At 59.7% G+C, this 23,553-nt stretch carries 20 protein-coding genes; 12 read left to right on the top strand and 8 right to left on the bottom strand.

Features of this window, described 5'->3' with window-relative positions:
- The first annotated feature begins 181 nt into the window (after window positions 1–181).
- Complete coding sequence (locus C1722_RS09585) at window positions 182–1,438, top strand: molybdopterin molybdotransferase MoeA (protein WP_102379034.1); 1,257 nt, start codon at window positions 182–184, stop codon at window positions 1,436–1,438.
- A 99-nt stretch (window positions 1,439–1,537) separates the two neighbouring features.
- On the top strand, window positions 1,538–2,020 hold the full coding sequence (locus tag C1722_RS09580; RefSeq protein WP_102379033.1) for a MogA/MoaB family molybdenum cofactor biosynthesis protein: 483 nt from the start codon (window positions 1,538–1,540) through the stop codon (window positions 2,018–2,020).
- 52 nt (window positions 2,021–2,072) lie between these two features.
- Here C1722_RS09580 and C1722_RS09575 read toward each other — a convergent pair whose 3' ends face one another.
- The 4 genes from C1722_RS09575 to C1722_RS09560 all read right to left on the bottom strand — a co-directional run bounded on the left by C1722_RS09575 (window position 2,073) and on the right by C1722_RS09560 (window position 6,814).
- A complete protein-coding gene (locus C1722_RS09575; RefSeq protein WP_102379032.1) occupies window positions 2,073–2,930 on the bottom strand; it encodes a dimethyl sulfoxide reductase anchor subunit family protein in 858 nt (285 codons plus the stop codon).
- A gap of 15 nt (window positions 2,931–2,945) precedes the next feature.
- The gene (locus C1722_RS09570) at window positions 2,946–3,569 is read right to left on the bottom strand and encodes a 4Fe-4S dicluster domain-containing protein (protein WP_102379031.1); all 624 of its coding nucleotides are present in this window, start codon (window positions 3,567–3,569) and stop codon (window positions 2,946–2,948) included.
- A gap of 170 nt (window positions 3,570–3,739) precedes the next feature.
- On the bottom strand, window positions 3,740–4,378 hold the full coding sequence (locus tag C1722_RS09565; RefSeq protein WP_102379030.1) for a 4Fe-4S dicluster domain-containing protein: 639 nt from the start codon (window positions 4,376–4,378) through the stop codon (window positions 3,740–3,742).
- Window positions 4,379–4,390: 12 nt separating this feature from the next.
- Window positions 4,391–6,814 carry a DMSO/selenate family reductase complex A subunit gene (locus C1722_RS09560; RefSeq protein WP_102379029.1) on the bottom strand — a complete coding sequence of 808 codons (2,424 nt, stop codon included), beginning with the start codon at window positions 6,812–6,814 and terminating at the stop codon, window positions 4,391–4,393.
- Window positions 6,815–7,002: 188 nt separating this feature from the next.
- On the opposite strand from C1722_RS09560, the gene C1722_RS09555 reads away from it, so the two are divergent.
- The 3 genes from C1722_RS09555 to C1722_RS09540 all read left to right on the top strand — a co-directional run bounded on the left by C1722_RS09555 (window position 7,003) and on the right by C1722_RS09540 (window position 11,274).
- A complete protein-coding gene (locus C1722_RS09555; RefSeq protein WP_102379028.1) occupies window positions 7,003–8,634 on the top strand; it encodes a LuxR C-terminal-related transcriptional regulator in 1,632 nt (543 codons plus the stop codon).
- Window positions 8,635–9,160: 526 nt separating this feature from the next.
- Window positions 9,161–10,405 (top strand): alanine racemase, encoded by a 1,245-nt coding sequence (gene alr, locus C1722_RS09545; RefSeq protein WP_102379611.1) that lies wholly within the window; start codon window positions 9,161–9,163, stop codon window positions 10,403–10,405.
- Between the two features lie 104 nt (window positions 10,406–10,509).
- A complete protein-coding gene (locus C1722_RS09540; protein WP_102379026.1) occupies window positions 10,510–11,274 on the top strand; it encodes a uracil-DNA glycosylase in 765 nt (254 codons plus the stop codon).
- Here C1722_RS09540 and C1722_RS09535 read toward each other — a convergent pair.
- The 3 genes from C1722_RS09535 to C1722_RS09525 all read right to left on the bottom strand — a co-directional run bounded on the left by C1722_RS09535 (window position 11,271) and on the right by C1722_RS09525 (window position 14,412).
- Window positions 11,271–12,194: a magnesium transporter CorA family protein gene (locus C1722_RS09535; protein ID WP_102379025.1), complete on the bottom strand. Its 924-nt coding sequence runs from the start codon at window positions 12,192–12,194 to the stop codon at window positions 11,271–11,273. The genes C1722_RS09540 and C1722_RS09535 overlap by 4 nt on opposite strands.
- A gap of 157 nt (window positions 12,195–12,351) precedes the next feature.
- The gene (locus tag C1722_RS09530; RefSeq protein ID WP_180995119.1) at window positions 12,352–13,308 is read right to left on the bottom strand and encodes a LysR family transcriptional regulator; all 957 of its coding nucleotides are present in this window, start codon (window positions 13,306–13,308) and stop codon (window positions 12,352–12,354) included.
- 150 nt (window positions 13,309–13,458) lie between these two features.
- The gene (locus C1722_RS09525; RefSeq protein WP_180995118.1) at window positions 13,459–14,412 is read right to left on the bottom strand and encodes a LysR family transcriptional regulator; all 954 of its coding nucleotides are present in this window, start codon (window positions 14,410–14,412) and stop codon (window positions 13,459–13,461) included.
- Between the two features lie 252 nt (window positions 14,413–14,664).
- Between C1722_RS09525 and C1722_RS09520 the strand changes: the two genes are divergently transcribed.
- From C1722_RS09520 to C1722_RS09490, 7 genes are all read left to right on the top strand, one after another.
- Window positions 14,665–15,087 carry a hypothetical protein gene (locus C1722_RS09520; RefSeq protein ID WP_102379022.1) on the top strand — a complete coding sequence of 141 codons (423 nt, stop codon included), beginning with the start codon at window positions 14,665–14,667 and terminating at the stop codon, window positions 15,085–15,087.
- A gap of 255 nt (window positions 15,088–15,342) precedes the next feature.
- Window positions 15,343–16,191, top strand: coding sequence for a sulfide/dihydroorotate dehydrogenase-like FAD/NAD-binding protein (locus C1722_RS09515; protein ID WP_102379021.1), 849 nt, complete (start codon window positions 15,343–15,345; stop codon window positions 16,189–16,191).
- A 2-nt stretch (window positions 16,192–16,193) separates the two neighbouring features.
- Window positions 16,194–17,645, top strand: coding sequence for an NADPH-dependent glutamate synthase (gene gltA, locus C1722_RS09510; protein ID WP_102379020.1), 1,452 nt, complete (start codon window positions 16,194–16,196; stop codon window positions 17,643–17,645).
- Between the two features lie 37 nt (window positions 17,646–17,682).
- Window positions 17,683–18,312, top strand: coding sequence for a hypothetical protein (locus C1722_RS09505; protein ID WP_102379019.1), 630 nt, complete (start codon window positions 17,683–17,685; stop codon window positions 18,310–18,312).
- Window positions 18,309–19,202, top strand: coding sequence for an ATP-grasp domain-containing protein (locus C1722_RS09500; protein ID WP_102379018.1), 894 nt, complete (start codon window positions 18,309–18,311; stop codon window positions 19,200–19,202). Before C1722_RS09505 ends, C1722_RS09500 begins: the two co-directional genes overlap by 4 nt.
- Window positions 19,189–20,550 carry a hypothetical protein gene (locus C1722_RS09495; RefSeq protein WP_146040638.1) on the top strand — a complete coding sequence of 454 codons (1,362 nt, stop codon included), beginning with the start codon at window positions 19,189–19,191 and terminating at the stop codon, window positions 20,548–20,550. The genes C1722_RS09500 and C1722_RS09495 overlap by 14 nt, the downstream gene beginning before the upstream one ends.
- Window positions 20,551–20,558: 8 nt before the next feature.
- On the top strand, window positions 20,559–21,908 hold the full coding sequence (locus C1722_RS09490) for a bifunctional folylpolyglutamate synthase/dihydrofolate synthase (RefSeq protein ID WP_102379016.1): 1,350 nt from the start codon (window positions 20,559–20,561) through the stop codon (window positions 21,906–21,908).
- Between the two features lie 29 nt (window positions 21,909–21,937).
- Here C1722_RS09490 and C1722_RS09485 read toward each other — a convergent pair whose 3' ends face one another.
- Window positions 21,938–23,422, bottom strand: a complete 1,485-nt coding sequence (locus C1722_RS09485; RefSeq protein ID WP_180995117.1) for a helix-turn-helix transcriptional regulator — start codon at window positions 23,420–23,422, stop codon at window positions 21,938–21,940.
- Between the last annotated feature and the right edge of the window lie 131 nt (window positions 23,423–23,553).

Below are 23,553 nucleotides of genomic sequence, written 5' to 3'. Positions count from 1 at the left end.
TTCGTCTGCTTCGGCGGGTCGCGAGTGCCGTAAGCGGCGCTTCCGAGTTCTGCGTAAACCTCTCAACTAATCTTATTCTTCTAGCGCTATAATGGACGACGTGCATTGTTCGACGCGTGGCGGGAAATCTGCTGGAATAGGCTTTTGCCCGTTCACGTTTTCGTAGGGGAGAGAAGGATACATGACGGAAATGATCTCGCTCGAAGAGGCCCGTTCGCTTGTGCTTTCGCATGTCGAACCGCTGCCCACCGAAACCGTTCCTCTGCTCGATGTCGTCGGCCGCGTGAGCGCTGACGCCCTGGCGAGCGATATCGACATATCGCCGTTCGCGCATTCCGCCATGGACGGATACGCGCTGTTCGCCGCCGATATCGAGCAGGCGAACGAACAGGATCCCGTGCAGCTGAAGGTTATCGCCGAAGTTGCGGCAGGCGACTGGTACGACGGCCCGGTCGAACGCGGCGAGTGCGTCCGCATCATGACGGGCGCACCGATCCCCGAAGCGCTCGATACGGTAGTGAAGTACGAGATCGTAGAACCCGTCGAGGGCGACGGCAAGCCCGGCAGCATCGTGTCGTTTTCAGCGCCGGCAAAGATCGGCTCGAACATCCGCGAAGCCGGGGAAGAGGCGAAGGCCGTCGAGGCCATCGTCGAAGCCGGCGAGGTTATAAGCTGTGCGGGCATCGGGTTTCTTGCGGGCTGCGGCATCACCAGCGTGACCACCTACGAGCGCCCGCGCGTTGCCATCATCTCCATCGGATCGGAGCTCGTCGATCCCACCGAAGTGCCAACGGGCGGAAAGATCCGCAATTCCAACAGCTACGCGCTTGCGGCAAGCGTGCAGGCAGCCGGCGGCGTCCCTGATATCCTTCCCATCGTGGAAGACAGCGAGGACGCTCTTGCCGATGCGGTGAAAACGGCCGCCGCGACCCATGACTTCGTCATCACGAGCGGAGGAGCATCGAACGGCGATTTCGACTTCATCAAGCCGGTGGTCGAGCGGTTGGGCGAGCTTTTGATGACGACGGTCAACATGCGTCCCGGCAAGGCCCAGACGTTCGGTATCGTCGACGGGAAGCCGGTGTTCGGTTTGCCCGGCAATCCCGCTGCCGCCTATGTCGGCTTCGAGATGATCATCCGGCCGGCGCTCCGCAAGATGCAGGGTTACCGTTATTTCGAGCGCCCGCGTATCAAGGCGAAGCTTTCGCGCGATGTGAAGAAGAACGATCCGCGTCGAATCTTTTTGCGTTCGACGCTCTACAAGAACGACGAGGGCGAATATATCGTTGCTCCTGCGAAGAACCAGAGTTCAGGGTTGTTCGGCGTTATCCAGCGCAGCAACTGCATGGCGATCATGCCCGAGGGGCTGGAGTCCCGTACGGCGGGTTCGGTTGTCGAATGCGTGCTGCTCGATGTGGCTGAGGAACTCAGCCTGTAAAGATGCCCCCTCAGCTGCGACGGCCGGCAGTTGGCTGCTACCTGGCCGACCGCCGCAGCATATAATCGCCTGCCCGATCCTACGAGAAGGAGTCCGACTATGTCCGATAAACCGGTTCGCTTTGCGATCGTCACCTGCTCCGACACGCGAGACATAAGCCAAGATACCGCAGGGGCGGCACTTGAACAGCGCATCGCCGATGCGGGATGGGAGTGCGCAAGCCATGTGATCGTGAAGGACGAGCGGGCCGACATTTCGGCTGCCATCGTCAAGGCGGCCGATGAGCTGAAGGTCGATGTGGTGTTGACGTGCGGGGGCAGCGGTCTGTCGTTGCGCGATGTGACGCCGGAGGCCACGCAGGACGTGTGCGATCGCAACGTTCCCGGCATCGCCGAAGCGATGCGCGCCCACAGCCTGGCCATCACGCCGCACGCCATGCTGTCCCGCGCGTTGTGCATGCAGCGCGGTCGCGTTCTGGTCATCAACTTGCCGGGCAGCAAGAAGGCCGCCGTCGAAAACTGGGAAGGCGTGCTTCCCGCTCTCGGCCATGCCGTTTCGATGATGGCCGGGGAAGGCCACTGAACCTGGGGCCGACCGCCCCGCAGCCGTATCGTATTAAGCGGTCGGCGATCCGTTAAAACCCGACGGTCATGTGGAGGAAGTAGAAGTCCGCCCGCGTGGCGAATACGGCGGCGAAAACCAACAGGCAGGCGACCAGGCGCAAAGCGAAGACGCCCCTGCGCGAGACGGTCTTCTTGAGCGATGCGGCGGCGCATGCGATTCCGGCGGATCCGATTGCCACGTGAGCCCAGATGGTCGCCAGGTACTCGGGAACGAGCTGCGCGGCTGTTATCTCGTTGTTCGCGATGCCCGAAAGCGTGGCTTCGTGCATGAACAACGTGATGGAGCCTGCCGTCAGCGCGATTCCCGCCAAGGCGACGAGCGCGATTCCCATAGCGCGAGAATCGAGGTTCGCGCAGGCGATGGAGAACAGGGCAAGGACGGGGCCGGCTAAGAGCGCCGAGAATACAAGGTTTGCCGGCGTAAACGCGGTATCCCAGGTAGGGACCGTGCTTACCGAATAGGCAAGCGAGGTCATTGCGATGAAAAGAACGCCGGCTGCTATTGCGGCGGCGATCCAGATACGCGCCAAAGCCTTGGGGAAGCGCTCTTTGAACGCCATCATCCAGTAGGAGCCTGCGAGGAAGAGGAATGCCACCGCTGAAAGAACCTCGTTCGATAGAGGCGATCTGCCGATGCCCGAAAACACATGGAGGGCGTTTGCGGGTGTACCGAGATGCGTTGCGGAGGCGATGAAGCCTATGAGCGCTACGGCGATGGGGACGGCGAGATAGCGGTTGAGTTTCATTTCCTCTTGTTTGCCGATGGGGGATTTGAACATGGCGAGTGCCATGCATATGAATGCGATGACGCCGCCGGGGGCGAGCGTCGTGAACACCGCGAGAGATAGTTCGTCGAATCCGCTGTTCATACGTGTTTCCGTTCGCTAATCGATCTCATCGTAATTGGCGATGTGCCCCTTGCCGTGCTCGGAAGCATAGGCTGCCGCATCCGAGACGTTGATGAAAAGGTTCGGATGAGTGTACTCGGGTTCGGCGAGGGGGAGGATGCTCGAGGCGCATTCGGGGTGGGTGCTCAGCAGTTCGCTTGTCTCTGCGAAATCGAGCGCCCGAAGCGGACAGGCTTCGACGCAGATGGGTTTGCTCCCCGTCGCGATGCGTTCCCTGCACCCATCGCACTTGCTGCTCTTTTTCGATACCTGGTCGATGACCGGCGCATGGTACGGACAGGCCATCGTGCAATATCCGCAGCCGATGCACTTGGTTGCATCGGGCCAGACTAAGCCGAGGTCGTCCTTATGCATGGCCCCCGTGGGGCAGACGCGAGTGCACGCTGGATCGGAACAATGGTTGCATGCGAGCGAGATATGGTAGACGAAACAGTTTTGGGTGACCGATCCGTCGGGTGAGGTTTCCCAGGTGCCTCCTTCGTAATCGATGACGCGACGATACGTGCGACTCGCATCGAGCCCCTTGTAGTCTTTGCAGGCCAGCTCGCAGGTTTTGCAGCCAGTGCACCGTGCGTTGTCGAAGAAGAAGCCGTATTGCATACCGTGTTGCTCCGATTCGAATCCTATCTTCCTGCGTCGATTATACGCGGATGACCCGTTTTTACGTCGGGCGGCACGGTATATTCGGGCAGGCGGGTTTGGGCGTGATCCGCAGGAGAGCGGCACCGTGGTCGTATGCGCGGTGCCGCTCGGGAAGTGAAAGGGAAGCGCTATGCGGCGGGGGTGCCGGTGACCTCCATTTCGTTTGCGATGGAGCCCGTGCTGTCGCCGGGTTCCTTGGCGGCATCGCATGCCTTGATGGCGATGTTGGGCTGCGTTTCGTCGGGGGAGGGCATGGGCGCGATGGCTGCGGTGTCGCCGTATTTCGCGCGCAGATCCTCGATCTCGCCGAACTCGAGAGCGCGCAGCGGACACGCTTCGACGCAGATGGGGTTCTGCCCGTTCGTCACGCGATCGTAGCAGAGGTCGCATTTGACGGCGTAGCCCTTCTCGGTATCGAGGATGGGCACGTTGTAGGGGCAAGCCTCCACGCAGGCTCCCGAAGCCGTGCACTTATCGTCGTGGATGCGCACGATGCCGGTTTTCTGATCCTTGTCGATGGCGCCCGAAGGGCATGCGCCCATGCAGGCGGGCATGTCGCAGTGGTTGCAGGCGAGCGACACGTGGTAGGCGTAGGCGTCGGTGGTGTACGATCCGTCGTCGGCCGCAGTCCACGTTCCGCCCTCGTAGTCGTACACCTTGCGAAACGCGACCGTCTGGGAGAGGTCTTTGTAATCCTTGCAGGCCATCTCGCAGGTCTTGCATCCGGTGCAGCGCGAGCTGTCGAAGTAGAATCCGTATTGAGTCATCGTGATACCCCCTTACGCCTTCGCCACTTGGACGATGATGGAATGAACGCCGTTGCCTTTGGCAAGCGGGGATGGCCGATACGTTGTCAGCGTGTTGATGCAGCCCCCGTTGTCGATGCGGTCTCCCGTCATGTCAGCGTCATGCCATGCGCCTTGCGGAATGCCTACGGTGCCAGGAATGATGCGTGGGGTCACGCGTGCTTCGATGCGAATCGTTCCTGCGGGGCTCGTAACGGCGCACATGTCTCCGTTCTCGATATTGCGAGATTCGGCGTCGGCGGGATTGATCCACATTTGCTGGCGGCAGACTTGCTTCAACTCGTCGACTCCACCGTAAGACGAATGGGTCCTGCCTTTGAAATGGAAGCTCGAACAGTAGAGCGGATACTCGTCGGTCACGCTTCCGTATCCCTGAAATCCTGGATCAAATACAGGAATAGGTGTTACGATCTCGTCTTCTTCGAGCTCCATTTGCATTGCTGCTTCAGCAAGGCTTTCGGAGTAGATCTCTAGTTTCCCTGATGGTGTTTCAAGGGGGTTGCTCTCGGGATCATCGCGAAAATCCTTAAGGCCTATTACGGGGTTCAATTCTCTTTTGAAAATGCCCTGCTCTTGCATTTCCTCCCAAGAAGGCATGTTTCCGTCGGCGTCCGCTGCTTTCTTATAGAGTTCCTCGATCCATTCTTCCTGGGTTTTACCTTCGGTGAATTCATCTTTCTTTCCAAGCTTTTCTGCTAAGTTGGATACGATGTCGTATTCGCGCATTGCTTCGCCCGGTGCTTCCTGAGCTTGAGCGCCGAGAATAACGCCGTCATAGTATTCGGCATATCCGTTTCCCGCCATGTGGGGCTGTTCGGCGCGCATGGCGTCGGGGAGAAGAATATCTGCATAGCGGGCCGAGTCGGTAAGTACGGTGTCGATAACTACGATGAATTCGCATTTGGTCTCGTCTTGCAGAATCTCGTGAACCTTGTTTATGTCGCCGTGCTGGTTCGTGATGGTATTGCCCGCATAATTCCAGATGAACTTGATCCCTGTCTTGAGCTTGTCGGTGCCGCGAACCCCGTCTTTCGCAGCGGTCATTTTCTCGCCGTGGTCTACCGCGTTCAGCCATTGGTAGCAGTTGATGGATGTTTTTACGGGATTGTCACCCTTCGGCATGCCTCCTACGATACCGTCCGGATTGGCTTCTCGAGAGCCCGTATTTGTTCCAGGGAGGCCAATTTGCCCGATGAGCATGGGGATCATGCATATGGCACGTGAGGTGTTCTCTCCGTTGCTGTGCCTTTGAGGACCCCATCCTTGTGCGATGAATGGCGCTTTCGCGTTCGCGATATCGGATGCGAGGCTGCGGATGCGATCCGCTGGGATTTGTGTGATGGGCGCAGCCCACTCAGGGGTTTTCTCGGTCATGTCGTAGCCGGTACCCATGATATAGTCTTTGTACGATTTATTCTGCCCTTTGGCTGACTCGGGCATCGTGTCTTCGTCGTATCCGATGCAGTAGGTATCGAGAAACTCTTTATCTACCTGATCGTTGACAATGAACTCATGGGCGATGGCGTTGACGAGAGCCGCGTCGGTACCCGGCCTAATCGGAACCCACTCATCGACTTGCCCCGACGAGGATTCGTTAAGCCGGTAGTCTACGCTGATGATTCGTGGCCCCGACTCCCTCACCTGGGTGTAGTCGTATACGATGTTCGCTCCGCCCATTCTCGTTTCCGCTGGGCTGTTGCCGAACAATACGATAAGATCGGAGTTCTTGGCTTCCGACATCGAAGATGAGAATTTGCTTCCTCCGTCGGTCCAATCCTCCCCAAATGTATAGGGCATTCCCGCTTGCATCATGTTGGTGGAGTAGTCGTAATAGTATTTGAGATATCCGCCCATCAGATTCATCAGTCGGGGAAACACCCTGCTGGTTACAGAACCGACGCCGCTGCCGTAGTTTATGTAGACGGCTTCGTTACCGTATTTCTCAATGGTTTCGGTAAGTTTGCTTGCGATTTCATCAAGCGCTTCATCCCAAGAAATCTGTTCGAACATGCCTTCGCCTCGTTTGCCGGAGCGTTTCATGGGATGCATGAGCCGATCGGGGGAATTGACCCATCGCCGTAACGATCTGCCTCGTAAACAGGCACGCACCTGGAGTTTTTCGGCATCTCCAGTGTTGTCGGTCTCGGCGTACAGGAGCTTTCCGTCTTTGGTGTGCCATCTGAGCGCGCAAGCGCCGCCGCAGTTAACAACGCATTGGCTCCACACGATCTGATCGGCTTCTTCGGCCGGTGCGCCTTCGCCGCTCTGCTCTTTCTCTTCAGCGGGAGTGCAGCCGTAGAGCGCCGCCGATCCCGCTGCTCCTGCAAGCGCGAGGCCTGCCAGCGAACCTTTGACGAAGGTTCGGCGTGATAGGGTTGTCTCGTCTTTGAAATCCATAGTCCCTCCTTCTTTGCGGATTGCTCGTCATGCTCAACCCTAATGGAACGAGCTGGTGGATTAATCACATGGCGCATGTGATTTAAGCATCATGTGATTAATCCACCTGCGGCTTTAACCGATCATTCGGTATAGTGAGCATATCGCATAGCGGGGCGCGTGCAAAGCTTGAGGGAGGAGGCCGCCGCATGGCTTTCAAGCCGCATGTATCGAGTTGGGGCTATGCCTTTTTCCTTACCGTAAATGCTACGTCCACGTGGGCGGGCATCTTTCCGTTTCTTCCCCTTGAATTTCAAACCGCCGAAGTCACCCTGACTTTTTTCCTTGCTCAATCGCTCGCGTTTTGGGGAGCGTTTCTTGCAAGCGTGTTCGGATCGTATTGGTTTCCGCACGAAGCGCGCCGCATGCTCGTATCGCTTTCGGCCATCATGGTGTTCACCGGGTCGGCGTGCCTCATCGGCGCGATGTACCTGGCTGATTTTACGCTTGTGCTCGTAGGCGGGGGAGGCGTCCTGCTCGGTGTCGGCTGCGCTGGGCTGTTCATGCTCTGGCAGCGCTACTTCGCCTCGTTGCCATCGGAGGAAGGCAACTTGCGGCTGATGGTCGGAACTGCGCTTGCGCCGTTTATATATTTCGCGCTCTACCTCGTCCCCATTGCACTCACCGCATTTCTCATTCCGCTCGTATTCGTACCGCTATGCGGATTGTGCGTAGCGCTGAGCGTACGAGAAATGAAAGTCGATCAGCCGATGTTCGAGGATGTGCCGCGCCAGCATCCGCGTGTGTATCGACAGGTTATGAGCGACTTTTGGCGAAGTGCCCTCTGTGTGGGCGCGCTTGCGTTCGCAAGCGGTGTAATCCGCGGCATCGCGCTGCTTCATCAGGAGGTCAGCACCGTTGTCAACGTAGCCTCGATGCTCGGCTCGTTCATTTCGGCTGCGGTGCTGTTGGTGCTGTGGTATCGGGCGAGTTTTCGGTTTGGCCTCACCACGGTGTTTCGCGTCGTGTATCCGCTCATCATCACGGGGTTTCTGCTCCTGCCGTTTCTCGGCGCATTCTACCTGAACCTGTTTGCCGCGCTTACGTACATGGTGTTTTCTCTGGTGCTTATGCTTATGATGATGCAGTGCGCGCAGGTTTCGCGCGATCGCGGCATCAACCCCGTGTTCATCTACGCGTTTTTCGGCAGTGTGGTCTACCTCATGCAGAGCCTCGGCTTTCTCCTTGGATGGCTCTCCGATTCGGTATCGTCGATGGGGTCTGAATGGTTGTTCGTGGTGGCAATGATTTCCAGCTACGTGCTCGGGCTCACGCTTTTGGCGGCAAGCGGTACCCTGTTCAAGAACCTAACGGGGAGGGCTGCCGTCCAGGCCGATCCTATCGAATTTCTGCCCCTTCGACGCGAGCCCGTGCGGATTTCGCAGGATTCTCCGGGCGATCAAGATGCGAGTGGAATAAGGGCCGAGGACGCCGATAGCCTCCGAGGGGATAAGCCGGGGAAGAAGCGTCGCTCCGATACCGCGAAACGTCGCTCCGTGGAGAAAAAGCGGCGTAATCGGCCGTCTCCCTCCGAGGACTTCGGCACGATTCGCGACCGCCTCTCGAAGCAGTGCTTCGACCTCAAGGACGCATACGGTCTTTCTTCGCGGGAAACCGAGGTCATGGAGCTCATCGCGCGCGGTCACAGCGTTGCGGTCATCGCCGAAAAGCTCGTCATTTCCGAGAACACGGTGCGTACGCACAGCAAGCATATCTACACGAAGCTCGATATCCACAGCCGCCAAGAACTGCTCGAGTTGCTGGAAACGCTGAACGGATAAACGCAACGCTCGTCGTCTTCGGGCATCGCCTATGCTCGGTTCGCCTGTGCGGGAGACCGAGCTGCACCCATCGACCGGCAAGAAGGTTGGCGGATGGGTTTGCGCGCGACTGCAGACGATGCTGCAAGCGCGATATCGGCCCTGCGACCTGGGCTGTGGCACGAATTTTGAGGCCTGTCAAAAGGTAATGCAGTAATAAACTATGATCGAAGCAAAGCCATCTCGTTGATCAGGCGCTATGCCGAACCCCAAGCTGGTAAGAAGATAAATTTATTGATAATAATTGCCACAGGTCCAATTTCGTGCCCGATTCCGACATCTCGGGAACGTGCTGGGAATTCGATAGCGCATCGAAAGTCGCTGATGCGTTCTCCTCGTTCCGCGTACCCAAACACCGTTTGAGGGCGGACGAAATCTTCATGCAGTCGAACCGAACGCTGCCGTGTTCATATTCGGTGCGCTATACTAAGACCGAGCTGAGAGAAAGGCATTTTTCGTGAGCGAGCAACGCAGCGATTATTCGAGCATGTATTCCCAGAAGAACGCTAAAAGGCCGATCGACTTTGCGCGCGATGTCATATCGCCTTCGGGTAAGCTCGCCTTCGACCCCGAGAAGCTGGCGACCATCCCGGCCCGTGACCGCAGGTGGGCGTGGGTCGAAATCGATCTTGCCGCAATCAGGCACAACGTCGGCGTAGCTCGGCAGTGCATCGGGCGCGGCAAGAAGCTTATGGCCGTCGTAAAAGCGGACGCATACGGGCACGGAGCGGTCAAGGTTGCGAAGACCGCGCTCAACTCGGGTGCCGAGTACCTTGGGGTGGCAACGGTCGACGAGGCCATCGAACTTCGTGAAGCGCTCATCAACGCGCCTGTTCTTGTGTTGGCCGAGCCTCCGATAACGTCGATCCCGCTTTTGCTCGCCTACAAAGTGATGCCGACGATCTACACGCCCGAATTCGCCATCCAGTACGGCGAGGCGGCCGATGCCTTCGGCGTGAGGGCTCCGTACCACCTGAAGATAAACACCGGCATGAACCGCATCGGCATACGCCACGACGAGGTCGTCGAGTTCATGACGCAGGTCAGCTTTCATCGAGCGCTCGATCTGGTGGGCACGTTCACACATTTTGCGACGGCTGATTGCGCCGAAACCCTCGACTTCCAAATACAGGCCAAACGGTTCCTCGAGGCCATCAACGCCATGCGCGCGGCGGGAATCAACCCCGGTATCGTGCATACCGCCAATTCGGCGGCCATCATCCGCTATCCCGATGTGCACTTCGACATGGCGCGTCTCGGCATATCCCTCTACGGGTTCCATCCCTGCCAGGAAACACGTCGCATGGTCGAGCTTCGCCCTGCGATGAGCGTGCATGCGCGCATCACCGAAGTGAAGCTCGTGCCCATGAGCGAGGGCGTCAGCTACGGGATGCAGTACCGCAGCCCTGGCAGCGTGAAGATATGCACCCTGCCACTCGGCTATGCCGACGGGTTTCGCCGTGAGCTTTCGGGCAGAACCGATGTGATCCTCGACGGGCAGCGCTGCCGCCAGGTGGGCAACATCTGTATGGATCAGTGCATGTTCGAGGTCGATATGCGCGTGTACGGCAACCGCCGCAGGCTTGACCCGCAGATCGGCGACGAGGTGATCGTCGTGGGCCGTCAGGGCGATTCGGTGGTGACGGTGGACGATATGGCGAACATGCTCGGCACGGTGCAGCACGAAATAGTCATCGGCTTCTCGCATCGTATGCCGCGCGTATACGTATGAGCGGCGAAGCGAACATGCGCCGCGTCGAAGCTCATCGGCGCGTGGCGGCAACGGGTGGCGTCAGTGTTCGGCAAGGCGGCGAGGCAGGAACGGAACGGACAGCTATGAAGAAACCGCATATCCCTTTGGGGCAGATCAGATCGGAAGTCGAGGCGTGCAAGAAATGCGCGCTGTGCGAGGGCCGCACGCAGATCGTATTCGGGGTGGGAAACCCTCATGCTCGCGTTATGATCGTCGGCGAAGCGCCGGGCAAGAACGAAGACCTTCAAGGAGAGCCGTTCGTCGGTGCGGCGGGGCAATATCTCAACGAGCTCCTCGCGTTTGCGGGACTCGTGCGCGAAGACATTTACATAGCGAACGTGCTCAAGTGCCGGCCTCCCGGAAACCGCGACCCTCAACCCGATGAGATCACGCTGTGCACGCCGTACCTGCGCGAACAGACGCGCACGATCGATCCGGAGTTCATCGTAACGCTCGGCAACTTCTCGACGAAGTTCATCCTGAAAACCGACGTGGGGATAACGAGGTTACACGGGAAGTTGCAGCAGGCGGGTAAGTTCAAGGTGTTCCCGATCTTCCATCCCGCCGCAGCCATCTACGACCGCAGCAAGCGCGACATCATGGAAGCCGATTTCCGTACGCTCGGCGCGCTGCTGGCCGAATCCCCCGATCCGAAATTCGTGAGATCCGAGGCCGACGATGCCCCCGCCGATCCTGCGAAAGCTGCGTCGCCGGCGCAAGACGCATCTTTCGCCGGCGCCTCCGAAGATCCCCAGAAGGCCGAGCCGGTTGTGCCGGGCGACCTCCTGACGGCAGATGCGAGCGCCCCTGCGGCCGAACGGCTTCCCTTGGGCGGTGATCCGCGTTAGAGCCACTTCTTCTTCTTGAAGAAGCCGAGCTCCACGACGATAAGCGCAACGCATACGACGATGATGATCGGATACGCGTAGGGCGAAGCGAGCTCGGGCATGTTCTGGAAATTCATGCCGTACCAGCTTGTAATCAACGTCAGCGGTACGAAGATGGTGGTGATCACGGTGAACCAACGCATGATCTCGTTCTGCTGCGTATCGATCTGCATCTGGTAGAGCTCGCGCAGCTGCAGGCTGTAATCCTTGAGGGATTGCGCGCGCTGCATGAGCCGATCGGCTTGCTGCGAGAACAGATGGAACAGGCGCCGCTCCTCTTTGGCGAGCATGTGGTGCTCGTCTTCGCTCATGATGCTGCTCATATCGGATAGCTGCTGGTAGTAATTGTCGAGCTTGAGGATCTTTCTCCTGACCTGCAGCATATGATGGTTCGTTACGTGTCGTTTTCTGTCGAGGATGTTCTCCTCGGTGTCGCCGAGCTTGTCTTCGACGTCTGCGAGAAACAGCGTATCGTCTTTGACGGTGAACTTGAGGAACTCGTACAGTACGCGGGCGACAGTGAGGTTGCACGCAGGGCGGGCTTTGGCGATGCTGTTGAGAATCGATTCGCAGATGTTTCCGTCGTCGACGAATATCAGGCGCATCTGATCGAGGTAGAAGCCGAAGCACGAGGGTTCGTCGAGCAAGTCGTTCTTGTTGGGAATCGAAAGCGATCCGATCATGCAGTCGGGGAAGGCATCGACGTAGGAGCTCTGCGACGAGGCGAGGCTGCGCAGCGATTCGAGCGCGTCGATATCCCCGATGCCGATCGAATCGAGCTCATCGGTTCGCAGCACTTCGATGACGGGCTGCGCGGGGTCGGTCCCTTGCTCTGGGTCGAGGGCTTCGAGGCGGTCGGTTAGGCGATAAAGCGCTGGCATGGCGATACTCCTTCAAGCTGTCGCACGACCGCTTCCCGGCTGCTCTGCTTCAATGCGGCGTCTTCATGCGATGCCCCCGATTATACGGAAGAACGAGCTGCGTCGCGGTTGTCGTGTGCGCTCGGTTATCGATCTGTTGCCCGTGCCGCCCGGTTCGCTATTCGCCTTCTTCGTCTGAGGGGATAACCTGCGCGATGGTTTGCGCGGTGCTTGTTGCCGAAGCGTGATTGTTGTGCGCGGCCGCGAGGTTGCAGAACGCCGCAAAAGCGGGGGAGCTTTTCCTTGCTGGGCCGATAATGTACAGGGGAACGTAGAGGCCCTCATCGGGATGGAACGATACGGGCGTGGTTTGCAGGATGTCCACGTCGAGCGCTGCAATGCGCGGGAGCAGAACGGCGCTGCCGACTGCGTACAGTTTGATGAGGCTTCTGATCGATCGATCGGCCGGATGCGGAGTGAACGGCGCGTTCTTCTCGATGAGCAGCCGTTGGATGGTGTCGTTGAAAAAATCGTAGTTAGGCCAGAGCGCGACTCTCGTATCGGCGAGATCGGCAAGCCTGATGTAGGGCTGTTGCGAAAGGGGGCTGCGCTTGGTTATCTGCACGCCACAAGGAAGCTTGCCGACCGGCAGACATTCGTATCCGGGCACTTCGGCCTCGCCGATGGCGATTACCGCATCGGCATCTCCGCTGTCGAGCGCGGCAAGGCATTCGCTTTTCGAACCGAACGAAACCTCCGCTTCGACACCGAGGTTCGCCCTGACGAACTTGGCAACGTTGACGCTGACCTTCTCCTTCGAGCCGAATGCGGGAATGCAGATGTAGACGTTGAACACCTGCGATCCCTCGGCGCGGTGCTTGTAGCCGCGCGCGAACGATTCGAGGTCTTCGTAGCAGCTCATAACCAGCTTGGCGCGTTCGTAGAACTCGAAGCCGAAATCGGTGGGAGAGACGCCGCGGTTCTTTCGGGTCAGCAGCTGGGCGCCGACTTCGGCTTCGAGATCGGCGATCGCCTTCGACATGCCCTGTGCCGTGATGAACTGCTCGGAAGCAGCCGATGAGAAGCTGCCGCATTCAACGACCGAGATGAAGTATTTGACTTGGTTGATATTCAAAGCGTTCCCTTGCGAAGCGAGTGCGGTTTTGCCTTTGGAAAACGCATGGAGCAAAAAGGCGGCACCGCTTATTATGGGTGCCCTCGGACGGGTGTCAACAAAGTGCAACGATAAGTTGAAGCGCGACGATTATAGCAGATAAATAATGTATTACCTAGTATTTGAAACGTGCTGGACTTGGGTGAGGATTTCGGAAGCCTGCGATTCGGAAATGAATCGTTTTGCCGCCTTGAAGAAGCGCTTCAGTGCGATGACTTTCGGCGCGGGATTCAGCGATCTGTTGGAGAGGCACAGCGGCGTGGCTATTCCCTCGCTTCGATCGAAGGGGATGGAGACGGATTGGATTCCTCCCTCGTCGATGGCGGAGATGTAGGGTACGACCAAAGCTCCCCCCGATCCGAGAAACTCGGTGAAGTCCCGAACGTCCGCTTCGATCGGGGCGGGACCGATGGCTGCCCCCTTTTGATCCAAGCGCTTCAGGGCGGCGGCGTTGAAAAAATCGTGATCGGGCCACAATGCGATGCTCAGATTGTCGAGATCGGCTACGCGGATGCTTTTCATCGCGGCGAACGGGTGGCTTTTCGCTATCAAGATGCCGCAGGGGATCATCCCGATGGGGTCGCAGTCGATGCCGGGAACCGTGATTTCGCCAAGCGATATTGCAGCATCGGCGGACCCGCTCTTCAGGGCTGTTAGGCATTGGCTAGGCGACCCGTACGAAACGGTGGTGTTGATGCCGAGGTTCTTGCGTACGAAAGCCGCAACGTTGGTGCTCACTCTGCCCATCCCGATGAAACTCGGGGCGCAGATCAGCAAATCGAGGGTCGGGGTTCCGTCGGGGGCTTCGACGTAATTGCGTGCGAACTGTTCGAGGCTGTCGAAGCTGAGCTCCGTCACTCTCGCCTGCTTGTAGAACTCCTTGCCGAATGCGGTCGGTTCGACGCCGCGGTTTTTCCGCACGAGCAACTGCAAACCGAATTCGTGCTCGAGATCGGCGATCGCCTTCGACACGCCCTGTGCGGTGATGTAGTGCTCCGCTGCCGCGGCGGAAAAGCTCCCGCAATCGACGGCGGAGATATAGTATTTCACTTGATTTATGTTCACGGGCTGTTCCTGTGCGTTCGGGCGGTGATCGTCTGCGCTTTCGACATATGCCCTCATGATATGGATACGTAAAAAGGCATGTCAACAAACGCAACGAGAAGTTGAACCGACGAAAAACAAGACCCGGTTTTTCTGCGCGGTGCTACCCTAGGAACGGTCTTGCCGCAGATGCGGCTGCGCCTTGTCGGGGCAGTGCGCAAGCGCGATGCGCGCTGTGCGGCGAATCGTAAGGCTGGGATGAAAGGAAAACGAATGTCAGGTTCTCAGAAAGCGTTGAAGGTTGTATCCATCATCGTGATCATCTACGCGATCCTCATGATTCTGCTCGGCGCGTTTCTGTGCTTCGGGGCATCGCTTCCCGGCATCGCCGGCCAGGCGATCGACGTGGACGGGTCGGCGTTGGACGCGGCGGCGGTCTCGGTGATTTTGGGCGTGGGCTCCCTCGTTTCGGGCGTCGTCTATCTGATCCTCGGATTGCTCGGCAAGCGCGGCGCGAAGAACCCCCAGAAGATCGGACCGTTTTTCGTGCTGTCGATCATCGGCGTCATCCTGTCCATCGCGAGCGCAGTGCTCGGCATTATGCAGGGGTCGTTCCCCCTGTCCCAGTTCGTCGGTCTGCTCATCGTCATCCTGTGCGCGGTTTTGGCGTTCAACATCAAGAAGCAGCAGGCGTAAACACCGCTTCGGAGGTTCGTCGGGCGCAGATGCTTTTAGGCATCTGCGCCCGTTTTTACGCAAGGCGGCATGCGGGCGGGCATCGGCGTCCGCTCGCATGCAGTATGCGGTGTTTAGGCTCCTTTAACCGTTTAGAAACATTTCCCGTGTAGGGAAGTTGCTATAATCGTTCGTCGACACCGATTAGTTAAGCGGCACCGTGCCCGTACAAGCGCGGTGCTGTTTTGCATCTAAGACGAGAAGGACGAGACCGCCGTGTATCCCATCAAAGAAGTCGAAGCACTCAACGACGAAGTTACGCGCATGGTTATCGAGGCGCCCGCAATCGCCAAGAAGATCAAGCCCGGGCAGTTCATCATGCTCCGTATAGACGAGAGCGGCGAGCGCATTCCGCTCACGATGAACGATTGCGATCCTCAAGCCGGAACCGTGACCATCATCTTCCAGGCCGTGGGCGCCACCACCGGCAAGCTCGCAACGCTGAAGGCGGGAGAAGCGCTTCTGGATTTCGCCGGGCCGCTCGGTAACCCCACCGAACTCGAAGGCGCCAAACGGGCGTGCGTCATCGGCGGCGGCTTGGGAACGGCGATCGCGTTTCCCCAGGCGAAGTGGCTTCACGAGCACGGCGTTGAGGTAGACGTGATCACCGGGTTCAGGAACAAGGATCTCATACTGCTCGAAAAGGAGATCGACGAGAACTCCACCCGTCAGATCATCATGACCGACGATGGCTCCAACGGCAACAAAGGCCTCGTTACCCAAGCTCTGCAACAGCGCATCGACGAGGGTGCCGACTACGATTTGGTGCTGGCCGTCGGCCCCGTCATCATGATGAAGTTCGTGGCCGCCACCACGAAGCCCTACGGTATCAAAACGCTTGTGTCCATGAACCCGCTCATGATCGACGGTACGGGCATGTGCGGCGGCTGCCGTGTGAAGGTGGGCGACGAGTACCTTCACGCCTGCGTCGACGGCCCCGATTTCGACGGTCATCTCGTCGATTTTGACGACGCGATGCGCCGCGGCGTCATGTACCGCTCGTTCGAAGGCGCGGCTCGCGAGGCGCACGAGGGTCGAGATTGCATGAACGGGAAAGGGGAGTAGCCATGGCCGAAGAGAAGAAGCTTCAGGTGAACAGGCAAAAGGAAAAGACTCCCATGCCCGAGCTCGATCCGACGATTCGCTCGCAGACGTTCGACGAGGTCGCGCAGGGCTACAGCGCCGAAGACGCCGTCAACGAGGCGCTCCGCTGCATCCATTGTCCGAACAAACCGTGCGTGAGCGGTTGTCCGGTCGGCGTGCCGATTCCCGATTTCATCCGCGAGGTGGGCGAGGGCAACTTCGGCCGTGCGTACGCGGTCGTGAAGGATACCAACACGCTGCCGGCGATCTGCGGGCGCGTGTGCCCCCAGGAGAACCAGTGCGAGGGCGTGTGCACCCGCGGCAAGAACGGCGAGCCGGTGGGCATCGGCCGCCTTGAGCGGTTCGTAGCCGATTGGGCGTTCGCCCATCCCGAAGAGGCGGCTGCGGCGCTTGCGGAATACCGCAGCGGTTCCGCCTGCGCGACGGGCCACGATCTTGCCGGCAAGCGCGTGGCGGTTGTGGGATCGGGTCCCGCATCGCTCACCTGCGCGGGCGAGCTCGCGAAGTGCGGCGCCGATGTGACCGTGTTCGAAGCGCTCCACAAGGTGGGCGGCGTGCTCACCTACGGCATCCCCGAGTTCCGTCTCCCGAAGGACCTCGTGGCCAAAGAGGTGTCGGCCATCGCCGATCTGGGCGTATCGTTCGAAGTGAACGCGCTTGTGGGCAAGCTCTACGACATCGACGAGCTCATGGGCGACATGGGTTTCGACGCGGTGTTCGTGGGAACGGGCGCGGGCCTTCCGTCGTATCTGGGCATCGAGGGCGAAGGCCTCAACGGATCGATGGTGGCAAGCGAGCTTCTGACCCGCGTGAACCTCATGAAGGCGTACAAGTTCCCCGAGTACGCCACGCCGGTGTACGCGGGCAAGAGATGCGTGGTCGTCGGCGGCGGAAACGTTGCGATGGACGCCGCTCGCACCGCCCGCCGTCTCGGTGCCGAAGTGACGATCGTGTACCGTCGCGGTAAGGAAGAAATGCCCGCCCGCAACGAGGAGATACACCATGCGGAGCAGGAGGGCATCGAGTTTCAGATGCTTACGAACCCTGTTCGCGTGCTCGGAACCGATGAAGGTTGGGTGAGCGGTCTCGAATGCGTGAAGATGGAGCTCGGCGAGCCCGATGCGAGCGGGCGTCGTCGTCCGATCGAGGTCGAGGGCAGCAACTTCGTGATCGATATCGATATGCTCGTCATCGCCGTGGGCTCGAAGACCAACCCCCTTATCGCCGATACGACGCCCGGCTTGGAAACCACTCCGCGCCACCTCATCGTAGCCGACGAGGAAACGTGTGCAACCTCGGTTCCTGGCGTGTTCGCGGGCGGCGATGCGGTTATCGGTGCAGCGACGGTCATTCTCGCCATGGGCGCGGGTAAGCGTGCAGCCAAGGGCATCGCGAATTACCTGAGCGCAGTATAATGGGGTGACTGACCGCGCGTTAGCAAGGAGTGCCGCTATGGATCTCATATCCGGAGAGCACCGGGCATCCGAGGCGGCTTCGGCATACGTTGTTCTGGCGGGGCATGGAGCCGTGCTCGTCTCGGCCCCGCATCGGGTCGAGCACGCTCGCAACGGCGCGGTGAAGTGCGCCGAGCCCGATGCGGGCCGGCTCGCCCTGCTGCTTCACGATCGCATGGGCTGCCCGGCCATCTACCGGTGCGGGGCGTCCCTGGAGGATCCGAACTACGACGAAGCGAGCGACTATCGCGACGAGATCGTGCGTCTCGTGCGCGACGGAGGCGTGCGGGCGGTGCTCGACCTGCACGAGATGGGCGATCGCCATCAGTCGATGGTGGAGATCGGTACGGGACACGGGCGTAACGTCGACGGGCGGTTCGAGCTGACGGACGAGATCGTGCGGGCCTTCGAGTCTCGCGGGATCGAGCCGGTGACGGTGGATGCGATTTTCCCTGCTGCAGGCCCCCGAACCGTATCCGCCGACGTCGCCCGAAGATCGCCTGCGCTCTGCTTTCAGATCGAAATGAACGTGAGACTGTTTCTCGAAGAGGGGGAGCGCTCGGATTTTTCGGTCGTGTGCGATGCCCTCGAAGAAGCGGTGGGGCGATTGAACGAGGTGCTGCGATGAGGGGCTGGCTCGTTGTCAACGGGTTTTTGCGAAGCGATCGTTTCAGGGCAACCTATGCCCATCTCGTCGACGCCGCCCGCGAAGCGGCTATCGGCCTTTCCGTGAAAACGAACGTCGAGTTGGCTCCCGTCGACTTTTCGACCGTACCGCCCGACGAACGACCCGATTTCGTTTTGTTTTGGGACAAGGACGTCAATCTGGCAAAGCGCCTCGAGATGGGCGGTTTTCGCGTATGCAACAGCGCGCATGCCATCGAGGTGTGCGACAGCAAGGCTCTGACCTATCTTGCGCTTGCGGCCCGCGGCATCGAGATGCCCGATACCATCGTGGTTCCCCTCTCCTTCCAGCCTCCTTCGTGGGGCAGGGAGGACTTTCCCGATCAGGCGATCGAGCGGCTCGGTTTGCCGTTGGTGGCGAAGGAGAGCAGCGGCTCGTTCGGCGAACAGGTGCATCTGGTGCACGCGCGCGAAGAACTCGTTGCCGTCCTCGATTCGTTCGGAACCCGTCCTGCCGTCTTGCAGCGCTTCGTCGCATCGAGCGTCGGGCGCGATGCGCGGCTGCAGGTGGTTGGCAATCGCGTGGTTGCGGGCATGCTCAGATCGTCGGGTGGTAAAGATTTTCGTGCGAATATCGTGCGCGGGGCGTCGGCCGAGGCGTTCGATGCTCCGGAATCGTTTAAGGCTATGGCTCTTGCGGTTTGCCGCACGGTAGGGCTCGATTTCGCCGGCGTCGACATTCTGTTCGGCGAAGGAGGTCGGCCGGTTTTCTGCGAGGTCAATTCGAACGCCCAGTTCGAAGGGATACGGGCATGCTGCGGCGTGAACGTGGCAGAGGAGATCATCGCGCATATCGCTTCGATAGCGGGAGGTGGAAGCGATGGCGGGCGCTGATGCGGAGCGCGCGGTTGCCACGGGCGTCGGCGAGGCGTCGGCATCGGTTGTCATAGCGGGTAAAGCCGATTCCTTCGTGCCCTCCAACAGGATTGATGTGAGCGCCGCGTGGGCGCGCGAGCACGGGTTTATCAATCGCGAGCTCGTGCGCGTTGCGCGAAAGGGTGATTCCCGATCGGCCGAATGCTGTCTTGTCATCGCAGCTTCGGACGAGGACGACGATTTCGCTTCCGATGCTGGCTGCAATACGGCGAAAACGACGCTGCGGGTTATGGAAGTCCTCGGCATAGACGCGCAGGACCGCGTATGCGTATCGGTGCGCAAGCACACGAGCACCTTATTGGTGGAACACGTGGCCGTCCAGCGGATCGACAAGGTGAGGGAGGGCTGCATCGCCCTGTCCGAAGACCTCTATCGGGAGTTGGGGGCCATCGAGGACGGCCTTTCCTCGAAGCGTCGGCATTACTACCGGTTGAACCATCTGGCGACGGGCGCCCTGTGCTACATTCCGTTTGACAAGATTGAGGTCGACGAAAGCCTTGCCCCGAAAACCATGCGGTTGAGCCGGTACCAGCGAACGCTGCTCAATCTGAGCGTGCCCCCATGCACGCTCGATGAGGTGATGCGCAGGTTGGTTGACGAAGCGGGTGTCGATGCCGAAACGAAGCAGCGCATAATCGCCTGTTACGAGCGCGCACCCCAGTTCGTCCCCGAGTCCTACGAAGAACAGAAGACGATCAGGCGGGATCTGCGGCAATGCGGTTACGACGCCGTGCAGATAACCGCTTCGGCGTTCGACGAATCAGCGCACTTCCTCTCGGGGGTGCCGAAGGCGATTTCGGGTTTCGTGGTGGGGAACAGTTCGATTCTTCTCAAAAGCTGCCGTCCGTACGACAACGACGAGGGGCGCGATGTTGTAAGGCTGCCCCGTTCGGCGATGGTCCACCTCGGTATAGACGAGTCCGACAAAGTGATCTTGCGGCACGGAAAGGCCAAGGCGAAGGCGAGGGCTCTTCCCATCGATTCGCTCGAAAGGATTCGGGAAACGAATACGATCGCCCGCGAGGCGGACATTGACCCGATCGTCGGCATCCCCGCTTTCATGCGGCGCGATCTTGGCGTCTGCGATCTCGACGAAGCGGTTCTCGTCGAGCGTGACACGGGCTATCTTTTTGCAAAAAACCTCAACGCGCAGTTCATGCCGGTGCTGCTGTTCTTTCTTGCCGTCATCCAGACGGGCTTTCTGTTCGGAAGCGTCGTGCTGGGCTACGCGCTTTTAGTATCGATCATTGGGTTGCCGCTCATCGCGTTCATCGTGTTTTCCGAGCAGCGTGCGAAAGTGAAATGAGGATGACTATGTCGTTCGACCCAGTAGCGTATCTCGAAAACCCCGCATGGCGTGCGAGCAAGTTGGGGCTTGGCCGTATCGCCGAGCTCGTCGAACGGCTCGACCATCCCGAGCGAGCGTACGGCATCGTGCACGTTTCGGGTACGAACGGCAAGGGCTCGGTGTCCGCGTTTGCCGCAAGCGTGCTGCAGGCTGCCGGACTGCGCGTCGGCATGTTTACGAGTCCGACGATCGGGGCGTACGAGAACAGCATCACCGTCGACGGCGCACGTATTTCGCCCGATGACTTTCTTGCAGCTACGGTTGCGGTGCGCGATCAGGCGGAAGCCATGGACGATCATCCAACCGAATTCGAGCTTGCCTGTGCCGTCGCATTCGTGCACTTTGCGCGGGTAGGCTGCGATATCGCGGTTGTGGAAGTGGGTCTGGGCGGACGGCTCGACTCGACGAATGTGATCGAGTCGCCCGAGGCGTGCGTGATCGCGCGCATCGCACTCGACCATACGGGCATTCTCGGCACTACGCTCGCAGAGATTGCAGGCGAGAAGGCGGGCATCGTCAAGCAAGGCGTACCCGTGGTGTCGTGGCCGCAGGAACCCGATGCCATGAGCGTGATCGAGGCGACGGCCCTCAAGTTCGATGCGCCCTTGGCTGTGCCCGATTTCGCCGAGCTGTCGAACGGGGGCATGGTCGTGGAAGGCGAAGCCGTTTGCGTCGACGCGGGTGCTCGCGGTTCGGCGAGCGATGTTTCACGTGAAACAAATGTTCGTATTTTTTCGTATAAACAGTATAGAGATCTCGAAATCGGCCTGATCGGCAGTTATCAGCCGTACAACGCGGCACTCGCCATCGAGACGATCGAGGCCCTGCGCAAGCGCGGTTGGGCGGTGTCCGATGAGGCGCTCCGCATCGGATTGGCGCAAGCCGTGTGGCCCGGGCGCTTCGAGATCGTGGCGAAGCACCCGACGTTCGTCGTCGACGGCGGGCATAATCCCCAGGGAGCCCGCGCGCTCGCCGATTCGCTCAGACAGGCGTTTCCCGGTCGCAAGGCGGTGTTCGTCATCGGCGTGCTCGAAGATAAGGAGTATCCCGAGATGCTCGAGGAGCTTTTGCCGCTCGGGAGCGCCTTCGTCGCCATCGAGCCGCCGAATCCGCGGGCGCTGCCCGCCGCAAAACTCGCCCGTGCCATCCGCTGGACTGGCCAAGATCTGCTCGGATGTTCGGCCTGCACGGCCCCCTATGTCGCGAAGGACATTCCCGATGCGGTCGCAAAAGCCCGTGAGCTGGCAGGGGATGAGGGCCTTGTGTGCGCAGCAGGCAGCCTCTATTCGATCGCCGAGATCAAGCGGGCGCTGTAGCACGCACGCTTGCAGCGGACGCGATCGGACTACCGCTCGGCATCCTTTTGCAGCAAATCGATCAACTCCTCCTTCGAGTGAATGTCGAGCTTGCGGTAGATATGGCGTATGTGGGTCGACACCGTGTTCTTGGACAGGAAGAGCGTATCGCGGATGTAGGGCTGGCTGCGCCCCTGGGCCAGCAGCCTGAACACGTCGATCTCCCGCTTGGAAAGGGCGTACTGTTCGGCGATTTCGTCGCAGATCGAGACGAATGATCGCTGAGGATCGCTCGGTGCCTCCTCGAGAGCAGGCTTTGCAGGCGGCATGCCCGACCACGCCGGATCGTTGCGGGGCACCAGCAGCATCGCGAAAGCGAACACGCCGATGAGAACGAGGCAGTACAGCTCGACGCTCGCCGTCTGCCGGGTGGCGAGCGCCGCCCACTCGGCACCGAGAAGGTAGCCGATGAGCAATCCCGAATACGTTGCGCATGCGCCGATTCCGATGAACAGGGATACGGGGCGGTGCACCTTGCGAGCGAGGCGGATGAAATACAGGATCATGATGATCTCGAGGCTCGTGAACATCGCATTCGCCAGGATCGACGCGACGGTTATGGCTAGCGGGTCGGAGAAGGCCGTGAGCACGACCGAGAGGATAAGCGGCGTCGACATCCACCGAAAGTACGCGTCGAGGTCGATGCGCGAGGAGAACAGCACGATGGCCAGCGAAACGGCGATGGCGAAGAGGATTCCGATGATGTTGGCGGCGACGGGCGGCACGACCAGTTCAATGTCTTGCTGCAACGAGGGTATGGTGCAGCTGATCGCGTAGGCCACGAGGATCAAAAGGAAGATCCTCGCAATGCTCGACAGGGGATAGGGCTTCGCATCCTCGTCCGTTTCCGCTGCCTCCCGGAAATCCGCCGTGCCGGTTTCGATGCCGTGCTTCGACATGAGCAGAAGCACAGCCGATACCAAGGGGAGCAGGACGGCGACCGCGACCGCGGCAACCGCCGGAAGATAGGGAATGACGAGCATGCATACGATGATCACGAAGAACGATGCGGGTACCACCGTCTCGACGGTATCGGTGTCGAGCTTCGCGTAGAGCCCCACCCAGAGCACCACGATGATGGCGGGGCCGATGCCCGTCCCTATTCCCGCTGCAATCCCTAAGATCGGCTGGAACGTTTCGCCGGACAGGGGGTACAGGGCAATGCAGAGTGTCCCGATCGTGGCAAGCAAAGGGCTTGCGACGATGAGCGAGGGGCGGTCGATCAACTCCCGCTTTCGCCCTGCGAGGGCGCAGGCGATGCAGGCGACAGGCGTGAGAAAGGCGGAAAGAAGCCAGATGTCGAACAGATACCCGGTCGGTTCGCTTGCGCGCACAGGCGAGAAGATCGACAGCTCCCAAATGCACGAGCTCCATACGTAGACGAGCCCGAACCCGAGCAGGCGCACGGGAAAGCGCGGCTCGATCAACGTAGCGAAGCGCGCGAGCATCGCTTCTGTTTTCCGGGGTTCGTTCATGACGGCTCCGTTCTGCCAAGCTTGCGTTTCGAGCGCTTCCCTCGTTTCCCCTACCACCATCCTACCGCAGCGTGCGTGAGGAAGCATCACCTCAGAAACGTGATTTTCACGAGGTATACCCAGATCATTCC

The organism is Raoultibacter timonensis (assembly GCF_900240215.1).
In the GTDB taxonomy this organism is placed as follows: Bacteria; Actinomycetota; Coriobacteriia; order Coriobacteriales; family Eggerthellaceae; genus Raoultibacter; species Raoultibacter timonensis.
This window is presented reverse-complemented; position numbering and strand designations above follow the sequence as displayed.

What these genes read in the sequence shown, in the direction of transcription:
- C1722_RS09500 (WP_102379018.1), top strand. Translation starts at nt 18,309, where the DNA reads ATGAGGGGCTGGCTCGTTGTCAACGGGTTTTTGCGAAGCGATCGTTTC.
- C1722_RS09565 (WP_102379030.1), bottom strand. Translation starts at nt 4,378, where the DNA reads ATGACTCAATACGGATTCTACTTCGACAGCTCGCGCTGCACCGGATGC.
- C1722_RS09575 (WP_102379032.1), bottom strand. Translation starts at nt 2,930, where the DNA reads ATGAACAGCGGATTCGACGAACTATCTCTCGCGGTGTTCACGACGCTC.
- C1722_RS09560 (WP_102379029.1), bottom strand. Translation starts at nt 6,814, where the DNA reads ATGGATTTCAAAGACGAGACAACCCTATCACGCCGAACCTTCGTCAAA.
- gltA (WP_102379020.1), top strand. Translation starts at nt 16,194, where the DNA reads ATGGCCGAAGAGAAGAAGCTTCAGGTGAACAGGCAAAAGGAAAAGACT.
- C1722_RS09520 (WP_102379022.1), top strand. Translation starts at nt 14,665, where the DNA reads ATGTCAGGTTCTCAGAAAGCGTTGAAGGTTGTATCCATCATCGTGATC.
- C1722_RS09505 (WP_102379019.1), top strand. Translation starts at nt 17,683, where the DNA reads ATGGATCTCATATCCGGAGAGCACCGGGCATCCGAGGCGGCTTCGGCA.
- C1722_RS09580 (WP_102379033.1), top strand. Translation starts at nt 1,538, where the DNA reads ATGTCCGATAAACCGGTTCGCTTTGCGATCGTCACCTGCTCCGACACG.
- C1722_RS09570 (WP_102379031.1), bottom strand. Translation starts at nt 3,569, where the DNA reads ATGCAATACGGCTTCTTCTTCGACAACGCACGGTGCACTGGCTGCAAA.
- C1722_RS09535 (WP_102379025.1), bottom strand. Translation starts at nt 12,194, where the DNA reads ATGCCAGCGCTTTATCGCCTAACCGACCGCCTCGAAGCCCTCGACCCA.
- C1722_RS09490 (WP_102379016.1), top strand. Translation starts at nt 20,559, where the DNA reads ATGTCGTTCGACCCAGTAGCGTATCTCGAAAACCCCGCATGGCGTGCG.
- C1722_RS09495 (WP_146040638.1), top strand. Translation starts at nt 19,189, where the DNA reads ATGGCGGGCGCTGATGCGGAGCGCGCGGTTGCCACGGGCGTCGGCGAG.
- alr (WP_102379611.1), top strand. Translation starts at nt 9,161, where the DNA reads ATGTATTCCCAGAAGAACGCTAAAAGGCCGATCGACTTTGCGCGCGAT.
- C1722_RS09540 (WP_102379026.1), top strand. Translation starts at nt 10,510, where the DNA reads ATGAAGAAACCGCATATCCCTTTGGGGCAGATCAGATCGGAAGTCGAG.
- C1722_RS09485 (WP_180995117.1), bottom strand. Translation starts at nt 23,422, where the DNA reads ATGAACGAACCCCGGAAAACAGAAGCGATGCTCGCGCGCTTCGCTACG.
- C1722_RS09585 (WP_102379034.1), top strand. Translation starts at nt 182, where the DNA reads ATGACGGAAATGATCTCGCTCGAAGAGGCCCGTTCGCTTGTGCTTTCG.
- C1722_RS09555 (WP_102379028.1), top strand. Translation starts at nt 7,003, where the DNA reads ATGGCTTTCAAGCCGCATGTATCGAGTTGGGGCTATGCCTTTTTCCTT.